Annotated in this window: 23 protein-coding genes; 14 read left to right on the forward strand and 9 right to left on the reverse strand. The window is 71.6% G+C overall.

Annotation, left to right across the window (positions count from 1 at the left end; translation table 11 throughout):
* The first annotated feature begins 4 nt into the window (after nucleotides 1-4).
* The 4 genes from JHW38_RS16235 to JHW38_RS16250 all read left to right on the forward strand — a co-directional run bounded on the left by JHW38_RS16235 (nucleotide 5) and on the right by JHW38_RS16250 (nucleotide 3884).
* Nucleotides 5-574: a hypothetical protein gene (locus JHW38_RS16235; RefSeq protein WP_207522368.1), complete on the forward strand. Its 570-nt coding sequence runs from the start codon at nucleotides 5-7 to the stop codon at nucleotides 572-574.
* 131 nt (nucleotides 575-705) lie between these two features.
* Nucleotides 706-2391 carry a M20/M25/M40 family metallo-hydrolase gene (locus JHW38_RS16240; protein WP_207522369.1) on the forward strand — a complete coding sequence of 562 codons (1686 nt, stop codon included), beginning with the start codon at nucleotides 706-708 and terminating at the stop codon, nucleotides 2389-2391.
* Nucleotides 2392-2524: 133 nt separating this feature from the next.
* The gene (locus tag JHW38_RS16245; RefSeq protein WP_207522370.1) at nucleotides 2525-3238 is read left to right on the forward strand and encodes an aspartate/glutamate racemase family protein; all 714 of its coding nucleotides are present in this window, start codon (nucleotides 2525-2527) and stop codon (nucleotides 3236-3238) included.
* Between the two features lie 133 nt (nucleotides 3239-3371).
* Nucleotides 3372-3884, forward strand: coding sequence for a cytochrome c oxidase assembly factor Coa1 family protein (locus JHW38_RS16250; protein WP_207522371.1), 513 nt, complete (start codon nucleotides 3372-3374; stop codon nucleotides 3882-3884).
* 206 nt (nucleotides 3885-4090) lie between these two features.
* Here JHW38_RS16250 and JHW38_RS16255 read toward each other — a convergent pair whose 3' ends face one another.
* Nucleotides 4091-4567, reverse strand: coding sequence for an Lrp/AsnC family transcriptional regulator (locus JHW38_RS16255; RefSeq protein WP_207522372.1), 477 nt, complete (start codon nucleotides 4565-4567; stop codon nucleotides 4091-4093).
* 148 nt (nucleotides 4568-4715) lie between these two features.
* Between JHW38_RS16255 and phhA the strand changes: the two genes are divergently transcribed.
* Together phhA and JHW38_RS16265 are read left to right on the forward strand one after the other, a co-directional pair.
* On the forward strand, nucleotides 4716-5606 hold the full coding sequence (gene phhA, locus JHW38_RS16260; protein WP_207522373.1) for a phenylalanine 4-monooxygenase: 891 nt from the start codon (nucleotides 4716-4718) through the stop codon (nucleotides 5604-5606).
* A 169-nt stretch (nucleotides 5607-5775) separates the two neighbouring features.
* Nucleotides 5776-6384 carry a DUF4291 domain-containing protein gene (locus JHW38_RS16265; RefSeq protein WP_207526402.1) on the forward strand — a complete coding sequence of 203 codons (609 nt, stop codon included), beginning with the start codon at nucleotides 5776-5778 and terminating at the stop codon, nucleotides 6382-6384.
* Nucleotides 6385-6525: 141 nt separating this feature from the next.
* Here the strand turns inward: JHW38_RS16265 and JHW38_RS16270 are convergent, their stop codons facing one another.
* Complete coding sequence (locus JHW38_RS16270) at nucleotides 6526-7038, reverse strand: DUF6622 family protein (RefSeq protein ID WP_207522374.1); 513 nt, start codon at nucleotides 7036-7038, stop codon at nucleotides 6526-6528.
* A 491-nt stretch (nucleotides 7039-7529) separates the two neighbouring features.
* Between JHW38_RS16270 and JHW38_RS16275 the strand changes: the two genes are divergently transcribed.
* The 5 genes from JHW38_RS16275 to JHW38_RS16295 all read left to right on the forward strand — a co-directional run bounded on the left by JHW38_RS16275 (nucleotide 7530) and on the right by JHW38_RS16295 (nucleotide 12165).
* Nucleotides 7530-8156 (forward strand): hypothetical protein, encoded by a 627-nt coding sequence (locus JHW38_RS16275; protein WP_207522375.1) that lies wholly within the window; start codon nucleotides 7530-7532, stop codon nucleotides 8154-8156.
* Nucleotides 8157-8242: 86 nt separating this feature from the next.
* On the forward strand, nucleotides 8243-8905 hold the full coding sequence (locus tag JHW38_RS16280; protein ID WP_207522376.1) for a hypothetical protein: 663 nt from the start codon (nucleotides 8243-8245) through the stop codon (nucleotides 8903-8905).
* Entirely contained in the window at nucleotides 8902-9366 is a 465-nt protein-coding gene (locus tag JHW38_RS16285) for a hypothetical protein (protein WP_207522377.1), read from the forward strand. The genes JHW38_RS16280 and JHW38_RS16285 overlap by 4 nt, the downstream gene beginning before the upstream one ends.
* Nucleotides 9366-10166 carry a hypothetical protein gene (locus JHW38_RS16290; protein ID WP_207522378.1) on the forward strand — a complete coding sequence of 267 codons (801 nt, stop codon included), beginning with the start codon at nucleotides 9366-9368 and terminating at the stop codon, nucleotides 10164-10166. Before JHW38_RS16285 ends, JHW38_RS16290 begins: the two co-directional genes overlap by 1 nt.
* 10 nt (nucleotides 10167-10176) lie before the next feature.
* The gene (locus JHW38_RS16295; RefSeq protein WP_207522379.1) at nucleotides 10177-12165 is read left to right on the forward strand and encodes a carboxypeptidase-like regulatory domain-containing protein; all 1989 of its coding nucleotides are present in this window, start codon (nucleotides 10177-10179) and stop codon (nucleotides 12163-12165) included.
* A gap of 217 nt (nucleotides 12166-12382) precedes the next feature.
* Here the strand turns inward: JHW38_RS16295 and JHW38_RS16300 are convergent, their stop codons facing one another.
* Together JHW38_RS16300 and JHW38_RS16305 are read right to left on the reverse strand one after the other, a co-directional pair.
* Nucleotides 12383-13765 (reverse strand): FAD/NAD(P)-binding protein, encoded by a 1383-nt coding sequence (locus JHW38_RS16300; RefSeq protein WP_207522380.1) that lies wholly within the window; start codon nucleotides 13763-13765, stop codon nucleotides 12383-12385.
* 508 nt (nucleotides 13766-14273) lie between these two features.
* A complete protein-coding gene (locus JHW38_RS16305) occupies nucleotides 14274-15641 on the reverse strand; it encodes an alpha/beta hydrolase family protein (RefSeq protein ID WP_207522381.1) in 1368 nt (455 codons plus the stop codon).
* 282 nt (nucleotides 15642-15923) lie between these two features.
* On the opposite strand from JHW38_RS16305, the gene JHW38_RS16310 reads away from it, so the two are divergent.
* The 3 genes from JHW38_RS16310 (at nucleotide 15924) to sigJ (ending at nucleotide 18807) form a co-directional block, all read left to right on the forward strand.
* Nucleotides 15924-17066, forward strand: a complete 1143-nt coding sequence (locus JHW38_RS16310) for a sensor histidine kinase (RefSeq protein WP_343225430.1) — start codon at nucleotides 15924-15926, stop codon at nucleotides 17064-17066.
* Nucleotides 17063-17701, forward strand: a complete 639-nt coding sequence (locus JHW38_RS16315; protein WP_207522382.1) for a response regulator transcription factor — start codon at nucleotides 17063-17065, stop codon at nucleotides 17699-17701. The genes JHW38_RS16310 and JHW38_RS16315 overlap by 4 nt, the downstream gene beginning before the upstream one ends.
* Before the next feature lie 200 nt (nucleotides 17702-17901).
* On the forward strand, nucleotides 17902-18807 hold the full coding sequence (gene sigJ / locus JHW38_RS16320; RefSeq protein WP_207522383.1) for an RNA polymerase sigma factor SigJ: 906 nt from the start codon (nucleotides 17902-17904) through the stop codon (nucleotides 18805-18807).
* Between the two features lie 40 nt (nucleotides 18808-18847).
* Here the strand turns inward: sigJ and JHW38_RS16325 are convergent, their stop codons facing one another.
* The 5 genes from JHW38_RS16325 to JHW38_RS16345 form a co-directional block, all read right to left on the reverse strand.
* Nucleotides 18848-19546 carry a helix-turn-helix transcriptional regulator gene (locus JHW38_RS16325; RefSeq protein ID WP_207522384.1) on the reverse strand — a complete coding sequence of 233 codons (699 nt, stop codon included), beginning with the start codon at nucleotides 19544-19546 and terminating at the stop codon, nucleotides 18848-18850.
* 64 nt (nucleotides 19547-19610) lie between these two features.
* Nucleotides 19611-20843: an NIPSNAP family protein gene (locus tag JHW38_RS16330; RefSeq protein ID WP_207522385.1), complete on the reverse strand. Its 1233-nt coding sequence runs from the start codon at nucleotides 20841-20843 to the stop codon at nucleotides 19611-19613.
* A 14-nt stretch (nucleotides 20844-20857) separates the two neighbouring features.
* Nucleotides 20858-21442, reverse strand: a complete 585-nt coding sequence (locus tag JHW38_RS16335) for a hypothetical protein (protein ID WP_207522386.1) — start codon at nucleotides 21440-21442, stop codon at nucleotides 20858-20860.
* A gap of 250 nt (nucleotides 21443-21692) precedes the next feature.
* Nucleotides 21693-23192: a sensor histidine kinase gene (locus tag JHW38_RS16340; RefSeq protein WP_207522387.1), complete on the reverse strand. Its 1500-nt coding sequence runs from the start codon at nucleotides 23190-23192 to the stop codon at nucleotides 21693-21695.
* Between the two features lie 16 nt (nucleotides 23193-23208).
* Nucleotides 23209-23874 (reverse strand): response regulator transcription factor, encoded by a 666-nt coding sequence (locus tag JHW38_RS16345; RefSeq protein ID WP_207522388.1) that lies wholly within the window; start codon nucleotides 23872-23874, stop codon nucleotides 23209-23211.
* Between the last annotated feature and the right edge of the window lie 130 nt (nucleotides 23875-24004).

The following is a 24004-nucleotide window of genomic DNA, read 5'->3' on the forward strand; positions in this document are numbered from 1 at the left end:
GTTCATGGACGACAACCTCTACGCCCCGCCCGCCAGCCAGGTGGTCGACCCCGCGCCCGTCGCGACCGGCGCCGCGTTCTACGTGGTCGCGCCGTTCAAGTTCTGCCTGCTGTTCTTCGCCACCCTCGGCGCGTACCAGCTGTACTGGTTCTACATGCAGTGGACGCGCTACCGCCGCCACAGCGGCGAAACCCTGTGGGCGGTGCCGCGCACGATCTTCGCGATCTTCTACACCCACGCGCTGGCGCGGCGCATCGACAAAGTGCTGCGCGAACGCGGCGAGCGCTACGACTGGTCGCCTAGCGCCACCGCGACGCTGTTCGTGATCGCGCAGATCGCCAGCACCGCGTCCGACCGCTGGGCCGCGCGCATGGCCTCGCCGCTCGCCGATTTCTTGAGCATCGCCATGCTGATCCCGATCGGCCTGTGCGTGATGGCGCTGCAGAAAGCCGCCAACCGCGCCAGCGGCGATCCGCAAGGCGAGGCCAACCAGCGCTTGAGCGTGGCCAATTATGTCTGGCTCGCGGTCGGCGCGCTGCTGTGGCTGACGCTGTTGTCGGACTATCTGTTCTAAGCGCCAAGGCGCGGCCGGCGCCGCCGCGGCGGTAGCGTCCGAATCGTTACCGGCGGGCGTAGCGCCGGGTCCGGGCCGGTGCTAGCGTCGCCGGCAGTGCGCGCGTGGGGCGCGCCGCCGCCGGAGGTCCGATGTACCGTCCAGCCCGTTTTGTCGCCTTGTGGTGCGGTTGCCTTGCGTTCGCCCTGGCCGGCTGCCAGCGCGCCGCGGCGCCCGCTCCCGTCACCGCCACGACCACCACTACGACGACCACCAGCGACGACGACGCCGCGCAGGCGCGCCGAATCGAAGCCGACGTGCGCTTCCTCGCCGACGACCTGCTCGAAGGCCGCGAAACCGCCACCCGCGGTTTCGACCTCGCCGCGCTGTACGTGGCGCAGCGCCTGCGCGCGATCGGCGCCGAACCGGCCGGCGACGACGGCGGCTATTTCCAGAGCGTGCCGCTGCTGCGCGCGCAGCGCATCGACGGCGGCGGCGAGTTCCGGATCGAACGCGCGACCGGCACGGTGGCGCTGAAGTTCCGCGACGAATTCCTGCCGCAGCTCGACTTCGCCGGCGGCCAGAACCAAGTGCGTGCGCCGGCCGCGTTCGTCGGCCAGGCGGTGTATGCGCCCGAACTCAAGCAAGACGACTTCGCCGGCATCGACCTGCGCGGCAAGATCGCGGTGTTCTTCAACGGCGCGCCCAAGCGCTTCGACCACGACCGGCGCGCGTTCTACAGCTCCTACCGCGAGAAGCTCGACGCGGTGGCGCAGCGCGGCGCGGTCGGCGCGGTGATCGTGGCCACCGAAGACGAGGAGAAGCGCAGCCCGTGGGCGCGCGCCGTGCAGCACTGGGACAAGCCCGGCATGCGCCTGCGCGGCGGCGACGGCCGCGCGCTCGACATTTTCCCGCAGTTGCGCGTGGTCGCGCAGGTCTCGGCCGCGCGCGCGCCGGCGCTGCTCGACGCCGGCGACCGCAGCGCGGCCGAGCTGTTCCGGCAAGCGCGCGAGGGCGCGCTGCGCGGCTACGACCTGCCCGGCACGCTGAGCCTGTCGGCGCGCAACACGCTCGAGGCGGCGCAGTCGCGCAACGTGGTCGCCCGCCTGCCCGGCCGCGAGCCGGCGCTGCGCAACGAGCACGTCGTCTTCAGCGCGCACCTGGACCACCTCGGCATCGGCGCGCCGGTCAAGGGCGATGCGATCTACAACGGCGCGCTCGACAACGCGCTCGGCGTGGCGGTGATGCTGGAAGCGGCGCAGCAGCTCGCGCACAGCGACGCGGCGCGCAAGCGCTCGCTGCTGTTCGTGGCGCTGACCGGCGAGGAAAAAGGCCTGCTCGGCGCGCACTGGTTCGCCGGCCATCCCAGCCCCGCCGGCGCGGCGCTGGTGGCCAACGTCAACATGGACATGCCGGTGCTGCTGGCGCCGACCAGCGACGCGATTCCGATCGGCGTCGAGCATTCCGACCTGCAGGCGGTGTTGCAGCGCGCGGCCGCGCAGACCGGGGTGACGCTGTCGCCGGATCCGATTCCGGAAGAGAGCATCTTCATCCGCAGCGACCAGTACGCCTTCATCCGCAACGGCGTGCCGGCGGTGTATCTGATCGGCGGCTTGAACGGCAGCGAAAAAGCCAAGGGCCAGCTCGGCCAGTTCCTGCGCCAGGATTACCACCAGCCCGGCGACGATGTCTCGCAGCCGATCCAGTACCCCGACGCGGCGCGGCTGGCGCGGCTCAATGTGCGCATCGGCGAGGCCATCGCCGGGGCGGAAAAGAAGCCGGCGTGGAATGCCGGGGATTTCTTCGGCGAGAAATTCGCGAAGGCGGCGAAGCCTTGAGGGTTGGTTGCGGCTGAGAGGACAGCGTCGGGGCTGAAGGGCCTGCCACAATGCGACGCTTCGAAGATTCGTTGACTCATGAGATCGAAGCGTCGGGACTGACGTCGCTTCCTCAAGGCCTATACTCGAACGCATGAGCGAACCCCAACTGCGCACTCTCGGCCTGCTCGGCGGCATGAGCTGGGAATCGACCCTGCCGTACTACCGCCTCATCAACCAGACCGTGCGCGAACGCCTCGGCGGCCTGCATTCGGCGCGGCTGCTGCTGTACAGCGTCGACTTCGCCGAGATCGAGCGGATGCAGCACGCCGGCGACTGGGACGCGGCCGGCGCCGCGCTCGGCCGCGCCGCATGCGCGCTGCGCGACGGCGGCGCGCAGTTGCTGGTGATCTGCACCAACACCATGCACAAGGTCGCCGATGCGGTCGAGCAGGCCGCGCAATTGCCGCTGCTGCACATCGCCGACCCGACCGGCGCGGCGATCCGCGCCGCCGGCTTGCACCGCATCGGCCTGCTCGGCACGCGCTTCACGATGGAGCAAGACTTCTATCGCCAGCGCCTGCAACAACGGCACGGGCTGGAGGTGCTGGTGCCCGACGAGGCCGGACGCGAGGCGGTGCACCGGATCATCTACGACGAGCTGTGCGTCGGCGCGATCCGCGAGGAATCGCGGCAGGTGTACCGCGAGATCATCGCCGGGTTGGTCGCGCGCGGCGCGCAGGGCGTGATCCTGGGCTGCACCGAGATCGGCCTGCTGATCGGCGACGGCGATGTCGACATCCCGCTGTTCGATACCGCGGCGCTGCATGCGCGCGCGGCGGCGTTGGCGTCGATCGGGCAGGATTGAAACGGGTTCGAGCCTGCACCGGTTCGAACCCGATGCCGGCCCGAAGCCGCCGCCAGGCGCGGCCGCGGGCTTGGTGCCGTGAGCGCCGCCGGTCCACACTATCTTTCCCGCAGCACCGCGAATGGAGTCCGCAATGAACGATCGCCCCAATCCCGGCTGGTTCGGCCGCAATTGGAAATGGCTGGTGCCGACCGGCTGCCTGACCGTGCTGCTGTTGTTCGCGCTGGTGTTGGCGGGGCTGATCGGGCTCGGCGTCAAAGGCATGTCGGGGCTCATGAGCGGCAGCGAGCCGGTGCGCCATGCGCTGACACTGGCCAAGGCCAATCCCGAGGTGCAGGCCGCGTTCGGGGAGCCGCTGGAGACCGGCATGGGTTTCCAAGGCTCGCTGACGACCAACAACGACAGCGGCTCGGCCGACCTGTCGGTGCCGATCAAGGGCCCCAAAGGCAGCGGCCGCCTGTACGTGAAAGGCGAGCGCGAGGCCGACCGCTGGACTTATCGGCTGATCGAGATCGCCGTCGACGGCAGCGAGCGGCGTATCGATCTGCTTGGGGCGCCGTCTGCTCCGGCACCGAAAGAGACGGCGCCGGAGAAGACGCAAGAACATGATCCGGACGCGCCTGCGGAGCCCGCGGCGACGGCTTGATCGGTTCGTTCGCATAAGCGCCAAAAATCGAATGGGTTCCGGCGAAAGCCGGAACCCATTTGTTTTCCGGCCTCAGCGCGAGGCGGTCGCGTTTCTCCCTGTAGGAGCGGCGCGAGCCGCGACCGCGACACCGCGCTTGCGACGCGAGCTTGCGACCCCGCGGTCGCGACTTGCGTCGCTCCTACAGGGAGCAACCGCGGCAATGTTCACTTCGCCGGCAACGGCAGCGCCTTGAACTCCTTGACCGTGCGCAGCACCAGACTCGAATTGATGTCCGCGCCGCCGGCCTGGTTCAGCAGCCGGTCGAGCAGGAAGCGCGAGAGATGCTCCAGGTCGCGCACGACGATCTGCAGCAGATAGTCCATGTCGCCGGTCAGCGCGTAACAGGCCACCACCTCGTCCCAGGCGCCGACGAACTCGGCGAAGGCGGCGACCGCCTCGCTGTCGTGGCGGCCCAGGCGCACCCGCACGAACGCCTGCAGGCCCAGCCCGAGCCGCGCCGCGTCGACCTCGGCGCGGTAGCCGCGGATCACCCCTTCGCGCTCCAGCCGCTGCACCCGGCGCAGGCAGGCCGAGGCCGACAGGTGCACGCGCTCGGCCAGTTCGGCGTTGGTCAGGCGGCCGTCGCGCTGCAATTCGGCCAGCAGGACGATGTCGGTGCGGTCGAGTTCGATCGTGCTCATGCTCGTGGTCACTTTCGGCGCCCATCGGGCGATATACGCAAGGATGTTGCGCCGAACCCGGTTACAAGCGCAATAACGCAAGCCTATTGCGCCGCAACACGGCTAAAGTCGTCTCAACGGCCCGATCCGGAGCCTGGAGCGAGCCGGTATGAACACCACCCCGCAGCGCGTCGAACACCAACTCACCGACAAGGGCTACGTCCCGGTGTACACCACCGCCGTGGTCGAGCAGCCGTGGAGCGCGTATTCGAGCGAGGACCATGCGGTGTGGGCGCAGTTGTTCGAACGCCAGCAGAAGGTGCTGGTCGGCCGCGCCAGCGACGAGTTCCTGAGCGCCCAGCGCGCGATGAACATGACGCCCGACCGCATCCCCAAGTTCGCGGACCTCAACCGCACCCTGCGCGCGCACACCGGCTGGGAGCTGATCGGGGTCGAAGGGCTGCTGCCGGAGCTGACCTTCTTCGACCACCTGGCCAACCGCCGTTTCCCGGTGACCTGGTGGATCCGCAAGCCCGAGCAGATCGACTACCTGTCCGAGCCGGACCTGTTCCACGACCTGTTCGGCCACGTGCCGCTGCTGATGAACCCGGTGTTCGCCGACTACATGCAGGCCTATGGCCTCGGCGGGGTCAAGGCGCACGGGATCGATCCCGACGCGCTGGTGCACCTGACCCGGCTGTACTGGTACACGGTCGAATTCGGCCTCATCCAGCAGGCCGACGGGCTGCGCATCTACGGCAGCGGCATCGTCTCGTCCAAGAGCGAGTCGATCTACAGCCTGGAATCGGCCGCGCCGAACCGGATCGGCTTCGACCTGGAGCGGGTCATGCGCACGCGCTACCGCATCGACACCTTCCAGAAGACCTACTTCGTCATCGACAGCTTCGAACAGCTGATGCGCGCGACCGAGCCGGACTTCACCCCGATCTACCAGCGCCTGCGCCAGCACGAATCGGTCCCGGCCGGCGAAGTGCTGGCGAGCGATGCGGTGTTCACCCGCGGCACCGGCGAAGGCTGGCTGACCGACGGCGACGTCTGACCGCGCCGCCGCGTATCCCCTGCAGGCGCGACCGCGACACCCCGCCGACGACGCCATCGTCGCCGGCCCGCGCCGCTCGTCCGCACCGAGCGGCGCAGCCGTCGGATTCCAACGACGCGCGCTACACTCGCCGCCGATGAACGACGAAAACCAGAGCAAGACCCCGCACATGGGTGCGGGCCACGCCGCCGCCGCGCAGACCGCCAGCGGCCTTCCGTATCGCCAGATCCGCGCCGTCTACGACGACGCCACGATCCGCGTCTACCAGGCCTTCAACGAGCAGATCGCCGACGCCGCGCTCGCCGCCGGCCGCTTCGTCGCGCCGTTCTCGCGCTCGCGCATGACCTGGATCAAGCCCTCGTTCCGCTGGATGATGTACCGCGCCGGCTGGGGCTACAAAGACGACAACCAGCGCCGCATCCTCGCCATCGATATCCGCCGCGAGGGCTTCGAATGGGCGTTGGCGAACAGTTGCCCTTCGCATCCGGACCCGGCGATGACGCCGCAGCAGTGGCAGCAGCATCGCGACGCCACGCCGGTGCGGATCCAGTGGGATCCCGAACGCGATCTGCATTTCCATCCGCTCGACCATCGCTCGATCCAGATCGGGCTGGGCCGGCCGGCGGTGCTGCGCTATGCCGACGAGTGGACGCAGCGGATCGAGGATGTCACGCCGTTGGCGCATCGCATGCACGCACTGGTGCAGGCGGACCGGCTCGAAGAAGCCGCTGCGTTGTTGCCGCCGGAGCGGCCGTACCTGCCGCTGACCGAGGTTTGATGCGAGAGGGCCTTCAGGCCCGATGCGTTCGGTCCAGGTACCGCGACCTGAGCCGAAAGCATCGGGCCTGAAGGCCCTCCCACAGAAACAGTCGCGGCAGCTCGAAGCAGCGGCGGCGCCCGAAGGCGCCGCCGGCGACGCTCACGCCAGCGCCAGGTCGGTCTGCGGCGCGCGCCGCTGCCCGGCCAGGAAGCGCAGCGCCCAGCCGGCGAAGTAGCCGGCGCTGAAGCCCGACACCACCAGGTCCCAACCCAGCGCGCTGGCGTGCAACTGCGGCTGGACCGCGGCGATCACCTGCAGCGCGTAGTGCGCGCCGAAGATGCCGAGGTTGCGCAGCAGCGGCAGCGCGCTGCCGGGCTGGCGCACCAAGCGGCGCTGGTGGTCGAAGGCCAGCGCGGCCGGGTTCAGCGACCACACCCCGAGCGCGCCGCCGATCGCCGCGCCGAGGAACCAGCGGCTCAGCGTCTCCAGCGGCGCGCCGGAGTGCCCGGCCAGCCCGATCAATCCCCAGGCGATGAACACCGCCGGCACCGCCCACACCCGCGCCAGCGATTGCACGCCGGTGCGCAGGCGGCGCAGGCCGAGGTACAGCAGGACCGCGAAGATGGCGTAGACCCACAGCGGGGTGCCTTGCAGGAGATGGCTGAGGAACATGGCGGCGGGCCTCGGTGAGAAAGATGCGGCGGGCGGAAGGGCGGGGTTCGTACCGGCGGGCAGGGCCGCCGGGTACGGTGCATATGCTCGGCCTCGGGCCGGCGCGATCGCAGGCCCGACGGTCACCGATGCGGCCTGCCGGAAGTCATCGCGTGGGCCGGGTGGCGACGCGGCCGGCGGGTGGCGTAGCCGGCGGGCAGGGCGGCCCGGAAGCAGGCCTGGGCACCAGTCAGGTGCCGATTTGGAATTTTTAAGACGTCTAACTGGACGCACTACGTCACATTCGTGAGCGAGTGGATGACGTGCCTGGGCGATTCCCGCCCAGCCGGGCAAAGCGCCCGGTTTTATGAACACGTTCACATTTTGGCACCTGTGAATCACATCGCACTAACAAACCAATCTGCGACATAAATCACGCTTGTGGCACGGATTGTGCGTGATCTGGCCGGAGCGCCGGATCCCCCGGCGCCGACTCCCTTCGGACACCTTCCATGCGCAAGCTTCCGACCGCTCTCCTGGCCGCCGCTCTGCTGGCCGGCCTGCCGCTGCTCGCCCAGGCCGAGTCGCAGTACACGACCGGCACCGCCTCGCCGATCACCGCCACCGCCCGCCTCGACTTCCAGATCACCGTGCCGAAGATCCTGTTCCTGCGCGTCGGCGCCGGCGCGGACTACACCAACACGGCCACCATCAACCAGATCGCCTTCACCGTGCCGGCCGCCAACGTCGGCAACGGCGCCCCGGTCGCGGCCACCGCCGCCTCCGGCGACCTCGGCAACGGCGCGGTCACCGCCAAGCTGGTCGGCAACAACGGCACCATCGCGCTGTCGTCCTCGACGGTCGGCGCGCTCGGCAACGGTTCGGGCGACAGCATTTCCTACAGCCAGATCCAGACCACCACCGCGGTCAACACCACCGCCACCGCGCTGACCGCCCCGGCCCTGGCCGACGGCGCCGTCACCAGCACCAACGTCGCGCCGGTCGCCGGCAGCAAGGTGGTCAACCTCGACGCGCGCTGGACCTACGCCTACCTCAACGGCGCGGTGGTCGCGCCGGGCACCTACGGCGGCGTCAACGCCAACAACAGCCGCGTCACCTACACCGCGTCGATGCCGTAAGCGCGATGCGATGCGTCGCGCGCCGGCGTCGCCGGCGCGCGACTCCGGCGCCGCCGCCACCGCGGCGCCTTCCCCGGAGACCCGTCATGACCGCACCCATGCGCGGCCAGGCCCTGGGCCTGTGCGCCGCCGTTCCGCTCGCCGCAACGCTGGCCGGATTCGCGCTGGCGGGATTCGCGCCGGCCGCGGCCGCGTTCACCGCCAACTTGAATCCCGGCACGCGCGCGATCTACCTGCGCGTCGGCGACGGCGTCTACACCGGCAGCTACACCGGCAACGGCACGCCCGGCAACGGCGGCGGCATCGACGTGGTGTCGGTGACGGTGCCGGCGGCCGCGCTCGGCAACGGCGTGGATCAGGTCATGACGACCACCGCGTCCTCGGGCGTCAGCAACTACGACAGCTACGCGTTCTGCAACGTGCCGGCGCAGATCTACGTCGGCGGTTTCTACCGCCGCAGCGGCAGCGGCGGCGCCGCCAGCCTCACCGCGACCGTGCCGGCCGGCCTTACCAACGGCCAGGGCCAGACCATCGCGTTTTCGCAGATTTCCTGGACCGCCAGCGGCAACGGCGACACCGGCGCGCAGCCGATCCCGGCCGGCACCTTCCAGCCCGGCAACCAGTTGCTGGCGAGCTTTCCGATCAACACCTGGCGCGAGAGCTGCCACACCTTCCGCTACGCCAACGACGCGGTGGTCAGCGCGGGCACCTACACCGGCAGGGTGACCTACACCCTGAGCGCGCCGTGAGCCGCGCCGTGCGCGCCTGCTGCGTTCTCGTCCTCGCGCTCGCCGCGACGGCGGCGAACGCGGCGACCTACCGCGTCGACGACAGCGGCAGCCAGGTCATGAACCCGAACGTGCAGATGCGCTGGGACGCGAGCGTGCCCGGCGCGCAGGGCCGCGGCGTCACCGGCGCGCTGGAAGTCGCGCTGCGCCTGGACGTGGCCGCGTGGCGCGGCCGCAGCGGCCGCATCTACATGCGGCTGCCGGCCTCGCCGTCGGGCCCGTTGCGCGCGGCGTGGACCACGCAAGGGCCGCTGCTGCCGGGCCAGCTGATCGCCGGCGAACGCGCGCTGATCTACGCCGGGCCGATCGCCGACGACGCCCTGCGCGACCGCCTGCGCCTGACCGTGCAAGCCGACGGGCAGCGCCTGGAGCGCGTGGAAACCCTCAATTTCACCTTCGAAATCGACCTGGACGGACTCTGATGCGCCTTCCCTCGCGCTCCCTCGCCGCGCTGTGCCTGCTCGCCTCGCTGTGGCCGACGGCCGCCGCCGCGCAAGGCTTTTCCGCGCTGGTCTCGCCGCCGCGCTTCGAAGACCGCGCCGCGCCGGGCAGCGTCTACCGCAACGTGGTGGAGATCACCAACGTCGGCGCGCGCGCCGCGCGCTACACCCTCAAGACCGCCGACTGGAGCATCGACGGCAACGGCGCGGTCGCGTTCGACACCGCGCTCGCGCCGGGCAGCTGCCGGCCGTGGGTCGGCCTGGAAGCGGCGCAGATCGACGTCGCCGGCAACGGCAAGCGCCGCTACCGTTTCGAAGTGGCGGTGCCGAAGGACGCGCCGGCCGGCGAATGCCGCTTCGCGATCCTGCTGGAAGGCGAGCCGGAAACCGTCGGCGGCGCGCTGGCGCTGCCGGTGAGCGGGCGCATCGGCATCATCGTCTACCTCGCCGTCGGCGACGCCGCGGCGCAGTTGCGCGTGGTCGACACCGGCACCGCGCAGATCGACGGCCGGCGCGTGCCGGTGCTGCGCGTGCGCAACGAGGGCAATGCGCATACGCGGCTGGAAGGTTTGGTCGACGCGGTCGACGCCGGCGGCCGCCGCTACGGCCTGCAGCCTTCGAGCCTGCCGATCCTGCCCGGCGAAACCCGCACCCTGGCGCTGACGCCGCAGGCCGACGACGCCGACGCGGCCGCGCCGACCCTGGCGTATCCGTTGCAGCTCAAGGGCGCGCTGGAATGGGACCGGCAGAAGTTGCCGCTCGACCAGCGCCTGGCGCCGTGAGCCGCGCGCGGTGACCGCCCGCTCGCGCCCGTTGCTGCGCCGCCGCCTCGTCGCGGCGCTGACGCTCGTGCTGACCGCGTCCGCGTCGACCGCAGCGGCGCAGGACAAGGACGGCGCCGCTGCCGACAACGACTACCGCGACCGCATCATCGCGCCGCAGTCGCTGGCGCCGCTGCCGCCGGACCCGGAAGAAACCCGCGACGACAGCGGCCTGCCGCGTTCGCTGCGGATCGGCTTCGACTACGCGCGCAACGAACGCGGCGACGACCGCTACGACGAAAGCGGCGTCAGCCTCGGCGGCTATTGGGAAACCGCGGACTGGGGCAGCCTCTCGCTCGACGCCACCGCGCTGCGCCGCAACCGCGGCGAAGGCCGGCGCGATGCGCGCGAATGGAGCGGCGCGGCGACGCTGTGGCAGCGCGGCGTGTATCTCGACGGCGGCTGGCGCGGCGACAACGGCCTCGGCGTGATCGCCACGCCGGCGCTGGAGTTGCAGCGCAACCAGTACCGGTTCTTCCTGCCGACGGTGGCGATGGCCGGCGCCAGCAGCCAGTGGAGCCGCGACAGCGACGGCCGCAGCGTGTACGCCGCGTTCGGCCGCGCCGGCGTGTTCGACGGCACCCGCACGGTCGGCTTCGACCTCGCCGACGGCGAAGTCGCCGCGCTCGGCGCGCAGTGGCGGCCGGCGCAGGACTGGACCGCGTCGGCGGCGCTGCTCAGCACCGACGGCCGGATCGCGCCGGACGAACGCGGCGTCGGCTACGTCGCCGGCGCGACCCAGGCCGGGCACTGGGCCGCGCGCTGGAGCTCGGGCGCCGACTCGGTGCAATTCAATCTGCTCAACAGCCACAGCCGCGACGGCAACGCCAGCGGCGGCTGGATCGACGCCAGCGCGCGCCGCGGCCGCTTCCGCCACGACGCCGGCCTGTTCTCGCTCGACCCCGGCATGGCCTGGGGCGCGCTGCCGGTCAATCAGGACGCGCGCGGCGGCTATTACCGCCTGGGCTACCAATACGGCCGCTGGCTGTGGAACGCCGGGCTCGACGAAATCCGTTCGATCAGCGGCCGCGGCTTCGACGGCCGCTACGCGACCGCGTTCGCGCGCTATCAGGCCAGCACGCGCCTGGGCTACGGCGCCAGCGCGAGCCTGCGCCACGCGCAGCGCGGCGGCGACGCGTACTCGGTGCAGGGCTTCGCCGATTACCGCAGCGATTGGGGCCAGACCCGGCTGCAACTCGACCGCGCCGACGCCGGCGGCGGCGAACGCAGCTGGCAGGCCAGCATCGATCAGGCGCTGCCGCTGCCGGAAGGCCAGCACCTGTCGCTGTCGCTGGCGTACGCCGAACTCGGCCAGCGCGGCCTGGAGGCGACCCGCAGCGCCAGCGCCTCGCTGTACGGCGGCCTGCGCCTGGGCCAGCGCTGGAGCCTCGACGGCAACGCGCGCTGGAGCCACGGCGACGGCCCGTCGGCGACGCGCGGCAGCGACATCAACCTCAGCCTCAGCGGCGCGCTGGCGCGCGGCTGGTCGCTGAGCGCGGCGGTGTATCAGAGCCGCGGCTCGCAGCGCTCGCCGTTCCTGCTCGATCCCTTGGCCCTGGACTCGCCGTTCCAGCGCCTGCCGCGCGAACGCTCGGCGCTGCTGACCCTGCGCTACGACTGGCAGGCCGGGCGCTCGCTGCCGATCCTCGGCGCCGCGCCGGGCGCGGCCAGCGGCGCGATCGCCGGGACGCTGTACCTCGACGAGAACGGCGACGGCGTACGCGCCGCGTCGGAATCGCCGGCGGCCAACGTCACCGTGATCCTCGACGGCCGCTGGACCGCGCGCACCGACAGCAACGGTGCGTTCGCGTTCGACCGGGTCGGCGTCGGCGAACACCGCCTGCAGGTCGTCGCCGACAACCTGCCGTTGCCGTGGTCGCTGGTCGAAGCGCCGATGGCGGTGCGGGTGTCGGTGCGCGAGACCGCGCGCGTGGAAATCGGCGCGACGCGGCCGCGATGAGGGGCTTGGCGCGTGTGGCGAGGTTTTCGCCGCACGCCGGATGACGCGATGAGCCCCCTGTAGGAGCGACGCGAGTCGCGACCGCGCGCTTTCACGCTCGCGGCGCGACTTTCGCCGCACGCCGGTTGGCGCGGTCGCGGCTCGCGCCGCTCCTACAGGCAGCAGACGATTTGCGCGGCGCCGGGCTGCGCGACGTCGCGGTGAAGCGGCCGCCGATTTACGCGGTGGCCAACGCCGGCCGGCTTCGCGCCGGCGCCGCGGTCGCCAGCAACCGCTCCGCCAGATCGCGCGCGGCCACGCGCAACTCCGGCACCGCGGTGATCTCCCACAACTGCGCGCGCAGCAGCGGTCCGATCGCGTACAGCCCGCGCACCGCCGCGCCCTTGCGGTCCAGCGCTTCGAACTGCGCCGACGTGCGCAGCCCCAGGCCGAGCGGATCGGCCGCGATCAGACCCGATTCGCGCAGATGCGCGATCAGCGGATGGGTGGTGCGCTCGACATCGGTGTCCAGGCCGGTCGCGCGGATCAGCGCGTCGAAGCGCTCGGTGTGCAGGCGCTGGCCGCCGCGTTCGCGGATCAGCGCTTCGACCGCGTCGTCGCCGCGGCGCGCGCGCAGCAGGCGGCCGGCGCGGATCTGCAGCTGGCCGGACTCCTGCAAGGCCTGCAACTCGTCGGCCAGCTGCGGCGCGATGCGATGCCGCAGCGCTTCCCAGTACGAACGCAGATGGCGCGCGAACGCGCTGCGCTGCGCCGCCGGCATGCCGGCCCAGAAACTTTGCGTGTACGGCCGCAGCGCGTCGACCAGGCTGCGCCAGTCGTCGACCACCGGGGCCAGATTGCGCAGCGCGCGCAGCAGTTCGCGCGGGGCGTGGCCGTCGAGCGCGTGCAGCACCGCCGGCGGCAGCGCCACCGGCGCCGGCGCGGCCTCGCCGTGGGTGCGCGGCAGCAGGCCGTGGCGCGACAGCGCCACGATCGGGCCGCGATGGCCGCGCTTGTGCAGGCTCACCACCACATCGGCCATCGTCAGACCGGTGCCGACGATCAGCAAGCGCGCGGCCGGGTCGAGCGCGTCGAGCGCGCCGTCCTGCCACGGCCAGCCGAGATAGCTCGGATGCACCGCCAAGCGCGGCCCGACCCCGGCCAAGGGCTGCGGCGGCAGCGCGCCGACCGCGAGCACGACCTTGTCGGTCAGGAAATCGCTGCCGTCGGCCAGATGCACGCGGAAACCGGCGGCGGCGCGTTCCACCGCGATCGCCTCGTGGCGGATCTGGCTGAAGCCGGCGGTGCTGCCGGCGACCGCGGCTTGCAGCTGCGCATGCAGGTATTCGCCGAACAACAACCGCGGCAGGTAGCTGCCGCGAGCGCGGTCGGTGAGGTTGAGCCAGTCGGCGAAACCGCCCGGCGCGTCGGGCGTGGCGCCCAGATCGCTGGCGCGCACGTTGAGCAGATGCTCCGGCCGCGCCTCGCCGTAGGCCACGCCGCGGCCGTAGCTTTCCGGCTGTCCGACCAGGCACAGCTCCACGCCGGGACCGGCGCTGCGCGCCAGTTCGCCGGCCAGGGCGCTGCCGCTGAAACCCGCACCGATGATCGTGATCCGCATGGGGCTGCTCCTGCGTTCGAGAGTGGAGCAGACGTTCTAGTGGATTGCGCCGCGGCGGGTGTAAAGCCGGGGTTACCGGTTCGTAAAGCGCGGCGCACGATGCGGAAGATCGTCATGACGATTCGGCATCAGCTCTGTCGCGCAACGGCAACACGACGCGACGATTCGCGCCGCGAGGAATTTCCTGTGATTCGGGGGAATAGCCTTTCGGCTTCGATGCGGCTCGTTGTGGTTCGTCACGCACCGGGCCTAAGACGCCGGGCCTGAAGGCCCTCGCATCGAAGCGGCGGCAAGGACTTCAGTTTCGATGCGTTCGTTTCCGCTGCGAACAACCACCGGCACCGGCGCGCAAGGCTGCATGCCGGAAGGCCCTCCCATCGCGGCAGCCACCGTAGCCGCCGGATGAGAGGGCCTTCGGCCCGAACTTTTCATGCGGGTTCGACGCGAACCCAGCCAAGCGCGTCGGGCCTGCAAGCCCTCGCGCAAGCAAGGCCTCGCTGCGCCGCGCTTACTTCGGCCCGGCCAACTGCTTGGCCGCGCCGTACGGCCAGCCGTCGAGCGTGCCGCGCTTGATCCAGTCCAACTGCATGCGCAGATAGCCTTCGGCGATGCGGGTGTGCTGGCGCTCGCCCTTGGCGTCCTTCTCGAATTCCAGGATGCCGTGGTCGGCCTGCGGGAACACCACGCTGGTGATCGGGCGGCCGGCCTTGCCGAGTTCGGTCAGGCGCTTTTGGGTTTCATCGGAAGGCGCTTCGACGTCGTCGCCGCCGACCACCCACAGCTGCGGGGTCTTGAGCGTGCGCAGCACCGGCATCGGGTCGTAGTCCCAGCTGACTTCGAAATCGTATTTGGCGAATTCGGCCGCGATTTCGGCCGGCGTGTGGTTGGCGATCAGGCCGCTGTACTCGCCCTTGACCGCTTTCCACCACGGCTCCTTCTGGTACTTCGCGCGCGCCGCGTCGAGTTCCTTCCAGCCGCGCTTGCCGGTGGTCGAAGCGATCAGGCCGGTGGCGTCGGTCAGTTCGCGCGCCTTGCGCAGCGTGGCGGCGTCGCCGAAACCGGCGGCGCGCAGGTCCAGCACGACCTGGTCGCGGTCTTCGGCCAGCACGCCGTCGGCGAGGCCGAAGCCGACTTCGACGAAGTCCGCCTGCGGCGTCTTGCTCGCCGCCAGCGGCGCGACCCAGCCGCCCTGGCTGCCGCCGAGGTAGCCGATCTTGCCCACGCGCCCGTCGCCCACGCGCAGCGCTTCGCGCAGCGCGGCGCCGGCGTCGTCGGACAGCTCGTGGAAGTTCTGCGTGTACTTGCCGCTGGAGCCGCCGGTGCCGCGCTTGTCGTAGACGAACACGCCGACGCCTTCGCTCGGGAACAGGTATTGCTGGAAATAGCCGTCGACGCCGGAATAGTTCTCCGAGCCGTGCACCAGCACGACCACCGGCACCTTGTCCTGGCCGGCCGGCAGCACCAGCCGGCCGCGCAGCTTGACCCCGGCGCCCTCGAACGTGGTGTCGACGATGTCGAACTTGAGCCGGTCGCCGCGGTGGCCGTCGAACACGATGCCGTCGTCGCAGCTGCCGAGTTCGACCTTCGTCGTGTCGGCGCGCTGGGTCCAGCCGACCGTGCCGACCAGCGCGCCGTCCTTGCTGCCGGGCGCGCTGACCAGCTTGCCGGTGCGGCCGTCGAGCAGGCGCCAGCGCAGCACCGAGGCATCGTCGGTGCGGCCGATCGCGACCGCGCGGCCGTCGTCGAGGCGGTAGGCGCCGGCGTGGCAGGTCAGGTCGGCGCCTTTCGCCGCGGGCGCGGGCTCGGCGGCATGGACGGCGGTGGCGGCGAACAGCGCCGCGGTCAGGGTGGCGATGCGCAAGGCGGTCGGGTTCATGTGGGCTGGCCGTTGGAAGGGAGGTCGTGGCTTGTGATGCGCGCTTGCGCGCCGCGGTTGCAGCCTGCGCAGCGATCGCGGCCTCAACGCTGTGCACTTTCTTTTCGCGGTGCGATGTGCTGCGCGCGACGCGCGCATGACACGGGACCGGACGCCGCGCGAACCATGCCCGGCCCGCGTCCGCGCGCGCAGCCCCCGCCGGTCGTGGGCGCGCCGTGCCAGAAGTCACTTTCTGCGCCCGCCCGGTTGCCAACGCGGGCCGCCGCCGCGCAGCATTCGGCCATGCCCCTGCCTTCGCCGCTGCGCGCCGTGTTGCGACCGCTGAACCTGCCCGCCGTGCTGACCTGGGTCGCGGTCGGGCTGTCGTTGCCGCTGGACCGCTCGGCGCAGGCGCCGACGCTGTGGCTGGCGATGGGCCTGTTCCTGCTGGCCTTCTTCGGCGACGAACTGTTCGGCCTGGCGCGCGCGCGCCGCGAGGCCTGGTTCGCGCTCGAGGCGACGACGGCGCTGGCGGTCTGCGCGCTGGCGCCGCGCGGCGGCGCCGCGCCGGCGCTGCTGGTGATCCTGGTCGCGCAGCTGGCGCTGGTCTATCCGCTGCGCCGGGTGTATCTGCTGGTCGCGCTGATCGATGCCGCGCTGTACCTGATCCTGCATTGGGCCGGGCATCCGGTGCCCGGCATCGTGGTGCTGGGCTTCGCCGGCTTCCAGGCGTTCGCGATGCTGATCGCGCATTACGCCAGCACCGCCGAGCAGGCCCGCGACCGCCTCGCCCTGGTCAACGCCGACCTGCTCGCGACCCGCGCGCTGCTGGCCGACAGCGCGCGCGACGCCGAGCGCCTGCGCATGGCGCGCGAGCTGCACGACGTGGCGGGGCACAAGCTCACCGCGATGATGCTCAACCTGCGCGCGCTGGCGGCCGAACCGGAGCTGGCCGAACGCCGCGAAGTGCAGATCGCGCAGCAGCTGGCCGGCGAGCTGCTCGGCGACATCCGCGCCGTGGTCCAGGCGCTGCGCGACGCGCGCGGGCTCGACCTGGGCACCGCGCTGCGCGCGCTGGCCGCGCCGCTGCCGAAGCCGACGCTGGCGCTGGAGCTCGACGAACGCCTGCACCTGACCGACCCGGCCCTGGCCGAAACCCTGCTGCGCGTGGTCCAGGAAGCGCTGACCAACGCCGCGCGCCACGCCGACGCCGCGCAGCTGCGGGTGGCGCTGCGCCGCGACGGCGCCGCGCTGGACCTGCGCATCGACGACGACGGCCGGGTGCGTGCACCATTGCGCGAAGGCAACGGCTTGTCGGGCATGCGCGAACGCGTCGCCGCGGCCGGCGGCGAACTCGATTTCTCCCTCACTCCCGAAGGCTCGATGCGCATCCACGCCCGCTTCCCGCTGCAACGCTCCGAACCCGTCGCCGCGAGGCCGGCATGAGCGCGGCGCCGATCCGTATCGCCCTGGCCGACGACCAGGCGCTGGTCCGCGCCGGCCTGCGCGCGCTGCTCGAACGCCTCGGCTTGACCATCGCCTTCGAAGCCGACGACGGCCAGGCGCTGATCGATCAGCTGGCGCACGCGCCGGTCGACGTGGTGCTCAGCGACATCCGCATGCCCGGCCTGGACGGCATCGACGCGCTGCTGGCGCTGCGCGAACGCGGCGACCGCACCCCGGTGCTGCTGCTGACCACCTTCGACGACAGCGAGTTGCTGCTGCGCGCCGCCGAAGCCGGCGCGCAGGGCTTCTTGCTCAAGGACGCCGCGCCGGAAGACCTGCGCGACGCGATCGCCCGGGTCGCCGCCGGCGAGACCCTGTTGCAGCCGGTCAGCACCGAGCCGGTGCGCGCGCGCTACCGCTACCACGCCGACGACGCGCCGCGCGCCTTGTTCACCGAGCGCGAGGTCGGGGTGCTGCGGCTGATGGCGGGCGGGTATTCGAACCGCGAGATCGCCAAGGCGATGTTCCTGGCGGAGGGGACGGTGAAGAACTACGTGTCGGTGATCCTGGAGAAGCTGGATACGCGCGACCGGACCCGGGCGGTGTTGAAGGCGATTACGTTGCGGGTGATTTGAAGAAGCGGTTTCGACGTAGTTGCGGTGTCGCGGTCGCAGCTCGCGCAGCTCCTACAGGGAGCTGTTGCAGGAGCCGCGCGAGCTGCGACCGCGACGCTTCGCCGGCGACGAACCTCGCGAGCCATGTCACACCCGCACGGCCCGGATCGTCGAACCAGCACCACACCGCTATCCTGGCGCCCCCGCCGCGCCCCACGCCCATGACCCACGCCACCGACGACGACCGCCTTTTCGCCCAGCACGCGCCGATGCTGACCGGCCTGGCCTACCGCATCCTCGGCTCGCGCGCCGATGCCGAAGACGCGGTCCAGGACACCTACCTGAAGTGGCTCGACGCCGAGCGCGCCGCGATCGACAACCCGGCCGCGTGGCTGACCACCGCCTGCACCCGCCGCTGCATCGATCTGCTGCGCGCCGCCCACCGCACCCGCGTGGACTACGTCGGCTCGTGGCTGCCCGAGCCGATCCAGGCCGAACTGGCGCACGCCAGCGCCGGCAGCGAGCCGGAGGCGCACTGGACCCTGGCCTCGTCGCTGTCGACCGCGTTCCTGCTGTTGCTGGAACGGCTGACCCCGAAGGAGCGCGCGGCCTATCTGCTGCACGAGATCTTCGACCAGCCCTACGCCGAAGTGGCGAAGATCCTGGAGATCGAGGAAGCCGCCTGCCGCAAGCTGGTGCAGCGCGCGCGCGGCAACGTCGAACAGGCCAAGGTCCGCCACGTCACTCCGGCCGAGCAGCAGGACCAGTTGCTGGCCGCGTTCGAGACCGCGATCGTGCAGGGCCGCACCGCGCCGCTGGCAGCGCTGCTGTCGCAGCAGGTCGCGCTGCACGCCGACGGCGGCGGCAAGGCCACCGCGGCCGCGCAGGCGATCCACGGCGCCGACGCGGTGCTCGGCTTCATCGCCTCGGTGCTGCACCCGGCCTGCCGCGAGGACCGCTGGACCTTCGTCGACCTCAACGGCTCGCGCGGCGTGATCCTGGAGCGCCAGGGCCGGATCGAGGCGGCGATCAGCTTCGGCTACGACGAAGGCGGCGCGCTCAGCGACATCTTCATCATGCGCAATCCCGACAAGCTGGCGCGGCTGGAGGCGGTGCGGATTCAATAGGCGCGGATCCAATGACGGCGGCGGCGCGCCGCCGCAACGCTCACAGCTGATCGCCCAACGACGAACCGACCGAGCGCAGGTAGGCGTTGAGCCCGCGCGTTTCGTCGGCAGCGAAGATTTCCCCGGTCGCCGCCTGCGCGACGATCCGGTCCGGGCGGAAGCTGCGGAAATCCTCGCGCAAGCGGCACCACGCGCCGAGCGTCCAGCTGCCGCCCCAGAACGACAGGCACAGCGGCTCGATCGCGCGTTCGCTGGCGCGCGACTCGTTGTCGCGATAGGTCAGCTGCAGCACCTGCCGGCTCTGCACCGCGGCGTAGAGCGGGTCGATGACGCCGCTGGTTTCCAGGCGGTTGCCGAGCTCCGGCGCGAAGATGCGGGTGCGCGCGGCGCGGTCGCGCAGCTCCGGCGGCAGCACCGCCTCGATCTTCAGCAGCGCCGCGGTGGCGCCGCGGCCGAGCCGCTCGCCGCCGAACGCGCGCACGAACCGGCTGCCGACGATCAGCGCTTCGAGCTCGTCGGGACTGAACATCAGCGGCGGGATGTCCGCGCCCTTGCGCAGCACATAGCCGACCCCGGCCTCGCCTTCGATCGGCACGCCCGAGCGTTGCAGGTCGGCGACGTCGCGGTAGACCGTGCGCAGCGACACCTCCAGCGTCTGCGCCAGTTGCTGGGCGGTGATGGCCTGGCGGCGGCCGCGCAGGGCATGGATCAGCAGGAACAGGCGGTCGGCGCGGCGCATGCCGCATGATCCCGCGCCGCGGCGGCGCGCTCAAGCGCGCGGCGGCGGCGAAGGGCGCGGACGCTCACGCGCGCAGCTCCGAGCGCGCGGTCGGCGCCAGCCGCAGCAGTTGCGGCGCGGCTTTCAGATCCGCGAGCAGGGCGTCGGCGACCGCGGCGCGCCAGCCGGCGTCCGCGGCCAACCGCCGCGGCGCTTCGGCGTCGTCGCAGCGTGCGAACCAGACCAGCGCCGGCTCGCCCTCGCGCACCGGCAGGCGCGGATAGCCGTTGGGCGTGTCGTCGGTCACGTACACGCCGAGCAGTTCGAGGCCGGCCGGTTCCAGCAGCGGCGCGAAGCCGCGTTCGAAGCGTTGCAGGAACCCGTCCTGCGCCGGCGCGTTCAACTCGCACACGCCGACGCAGACGATGCCGCCGTCTTCGCCGCGCGCGCCGACCGGCGCGCGCTCGTGCGCAGCGGCGGGCAGCGCGCAGTCCGGCCGCGCCGGCTTGAGCAGGCGCACGTCGTCGTTGTCGAGCAGGGTCGCGTTGGCGGCGTCGCGGTGGGCGCGCCAGGTCGGGCCGCCGTAGAAGCCCTGCAGCGATTCGGCGCGCAGCGCGTGGCTCGGGAAACCGCGCACCCAGGTGTAGCGGTCGGCGGCGTCGAGTTCGCGGAACTGGCCGATCACGTGCATGCCGACGGCTTCCTGCGATTCGACGAACTCGCGCTCGAACAGCTCGATCAGATCGTCGCGGCGGCCGGGCCGCATCAGGTAGCGGCGCAGTTCGATCACCGCGTCGTCGTGGCGCAGGCGGCCGTCGTCGTCGCGGCGGCGCAGCCACATATGCCAGTTGGTTTCCCAGCTGGCGCCGCCGTCGCGCGAGAACGCCTGCTGCCAGTGCGCGGTGTGGGCGCCGATCCCGCTCCACTGGAAGCGCGCGCGCACCGGCTCGCCGTCGTGTTCGAGTTCGCCTTCGAACACGCCGACGCCGCGTTCGAAACCGCCGGCGACCGGCGGCTCCAGCACGCCGTCGTGGCTGCCGGCCCACCAGATGTTCCACTGCCGGCGTTGCAGGTCGAACAGGCGCAGGGTCATGCCCTGGAAGTCGTCGGCCTGCCCCGGCCGGCGCCAGTCGCTGAGGAAGGCGTCGACGTTGCCGAGCCCGCCGAGCACCGGCTCGCAGCTCTGGCGGGCGTGGAAGATCTCCCAATCGTCGCTGCCGGCCAAGCGCTGGCGCAGGCGTTCGTTGCGCACCTGCCAATGGCCGTGCAGGAAGTCGAAATCGTGGCGGCCGTCGCGGGCCTGGGTGTCGTCGCTCATCGTCTCTCTCTCGTTCAGGCCAGTCGGGTCATGCGCATGACCCAGTTGGTTTCCCAGCTGCGGCCGCCGTCGGGCGACAGCGCCTGTTCCCAGCGCACGCTGTCGGCGCGGATGTCCGACCAGACCGCGCGCGAGGGCAGCATCCGGCCCTCGTGCGCCTCGCGGCCTTCGAACACGCCGACGCCATCGCGGAAGCCGCCGATCAGCGGCGGTTCCAGCGCGCCGTCGCGGTCGCTGGCCCAGTACACGTGCCATTGCCGGGTGTGCGGGCGGTACAGGCGCAGGGCGAAGCCTTCGATGCCGCCGTTCCAGTCGGTTCGGTAGCGGTCGACGCTGCCGAGGCCGGCGAGGATCGGGCGGCATTCGTCGGTGGCGTCGAATTCGATCCAGTCGTCGCTGCCGGCCAGGCGCTTGGCCAAGCGGCGGTTTTCGACTTTCCAGCGGCCGACGTAGAAGTCGAAGTCGTGGCGGCCGTCGTGCGGCGCGGGTGCGGCTTCAGCTGCGCTGGCCGGGCCGACGCCCGCCAGCGCGGCCAGCGGCGCGCTCGCGCCGAGTTGCAGCAGGCGCCGTCGCAGCGCGTCGATTGCAGTGGTGTCCATCGCGTTCCCCTCGCGTCCGGTGGCAGGGGCACAGGATCGGCGGGGGCTGCTGCCAGCCTGTTGTCAGCAGGGGTGGGGGCGGGGGCGAATCCGCAACAACGGCATAGGCGAGCTGGGCTCCCTGTAGGAGCGACGCGAGTCGCGACTGCGAATCCGCAGCTACGACGCCAGTCGCCTGCGGGCGAGTGACGCCGGCCGTCGAGGGTTCGCGGTCGCGACTCGCGTCGCTCCTACAGGAGGCCCATCAGGTTCACGGCGCGACCGGCGGGAACCACACGCACACCTCGAACCCACGCCCCGGCCCGCGCGGATCGTCGGCGCCGCGCTCCAGCCCCTGGCCGCATTCGATCTTGGCGCCGTGGGTCTGGGCGATGCGCGCGACCAGCGACAGGCCGATGCCGCTGCCGCCGTCGGGACTGCCGGGCGCGCGGTAGAAACGGTCGAAGATGCGCTCGCAGTCGTCGACCGCCACGCCCGGGCCGTTGTCGGCCACGCGCAACACCGCGCCGCCGGCTTCGGCCGAGCAGCTGACCGCGACCTGGCCGTCGGCGCCGGCGTGGCGCACGGCGTTGTCGATCAGGTTGCGCAGCAGGATCCCGAGCTGGTCGACGTCGCCGAGCAAGCGGGTCGGTTCGGCGCACAGGCTGATGCGCTGGCGGCGTTCGCGCGCCAGGGTTTCGAAGTCGCGGATCACCAGCACCACCAGATCCGACAGGTCCAGCGGCGCCAGCCGCACGCTTTCCTCGCCGGCGTCGAGGCGGGCCAGATCGAGCAACTGCTCCGACAGCCGCGCGCTGCGGCGCACGCCGGCGCTGAGCCGGTGCAGCGCCTCGTTCTTTTCCTCCAGCGTGCCCGCGCGCAGCGCCAGTTCGGCGTGGGTGCTCAGCACCGCCAGCGGCGTGCGCAGCTCGTGCGCGGCGTCGGAAATGAAACGGCGCTCGTGCTGGACCGCGGCATCGACGCGTTCGAGCTGGCCGTTGAAGGCTTCCACCAGCGGATGAAATTCGCTCGGCAAGGCGTGGGTCGGCAGCGGCGTCAGGTCGAGCGGCTGGCGTTGCAGCAAGGTGCGGCGCAGCGCGGTGATCGGCCGCAGCGAGCGTCCGATCACCATCCAGGTCGCCAGCGCGAACAGCAGCAAGATCAGCGCCGCGGCGATCAGGCTGCCGACGATCCAGCCGCGCAGTTCCTCGACCACCATGCGCTTGCTGCGGCCGACCTGCACGACCAGGCCGCGCTGCGGATCGGACAGGGTGTAGACCTGCCAGCGCTCGCCGTCGATGACCCGGCGGGCGAAGCCGTCCTTGAACTCGGGGTTCAGCGGTTGCAGCGGCGCGGCCGCCGAATACACCACGTTGCGGCCGCCGGCCCAGACCTGGAAGCTCATCTTGCGGTCGGCGGACACCGGTATCGGCCGCTGCCGCGCCGGGTCGCGCGAGGGCAGGCGCTCCAGGCCTTCGGGCATCGAGGCGAGCACTTGTTCGGCGATCTCGCGCAGCGAGTTGTCGAGCATGCCGGTGTGCTCGCGGCCGAGCTGCCAGACCTGGCAGCTCAGCCACACGAACCAGGTCAGCAGCACCGCCTTGAACAGCACCCAGGTCAGCTTCCAGCGCAGCGAGCGCCCGGCCGGGAATTCGCGCGAGCGGCGGCAGCGCTCGCGCCAGCCTTCGCGCGGCGCCTCGCGTTCGCGCCACGGCGCCGCGGGTTCGGCGTCGCCCGCGGGGCCGGCGTCGCGGCCGTCGACGGCGCTCATGGCGCGGCGCTCGCGTTCAATTCGGGCCGCCGCCGATGCGGTAACCGTAGCCGTGCACGGTCACGATCAGTTGTTCGCCGAGCTTGCGCCGCAGCTGGTGCACGTACACCGCGATGGTGTTGCTCTCGATCGTGCCGGAGCTGCCGTACACCGATTCTTCCAGCTGCTCGCGGGTGACCACGCGGCCCTGGCGTTCGAGCAGCAGGGTCAGGGTGCGGAACTCGTGGCCGCTGAGCGTGACCGGCTCGCCGTCGCGGGTGACCAGGCGCCGCGCCGGGTCGAGCACCACCGTGCCGCAGCTGAGCACCGGCGACACCCGGCCCTGGCTGCGCCGCATCACCGCGCGCAGGCGCGCGCACAGTTCGTCGAGCTGGAAGGGTTTGACGATGTAGTCGTCGGCGCCGGCGTCGAGCCCGGCGATGCGTTCGCTGAGCTTGTCGCGCGCGGTCACGATCAGCACCGGGGTGGCGTCGTAGCGGTTGCGCAGCGCGCCGAGCACGCCGAGGCCGGAGCCGCCGGGCAGGCCGAGGTCGAGCACCACCGCGTCGAAGTCGTGATCGACCAGCGCGGTCTTGGCCAGCCGCGCGTCGGCGACCCAGTCGACCCGCCAGCCGTCGTGGCTCAGGCCGGTGCGCACGGCTTCGGCCAGCATCGCGTCGTCTTCCACCAGCAGGATGTTCATGACCCGGTCGCGCGCTCGTGTTGCGGAGGTGTTGCGGCATTTCGCCGCATCGTGCCGGGGCACTGTGCGCCGGCACGATTAAAAAGTTCTTAAAAGCCGGCGCGCAGGATGGCTGCGCCCGCACCGGGGC

Origin of the sequence: Lysobacter enzymogenes (genome assembly GCF_017355525.1) — a bacterium.
Lineage (GTDB): Bacteria > Pseudomonadota > Gammaproteobacteria > Xanthomonadales > Xanthomonadaceae > Lysobacter > Lysobacter enzymogenes_C.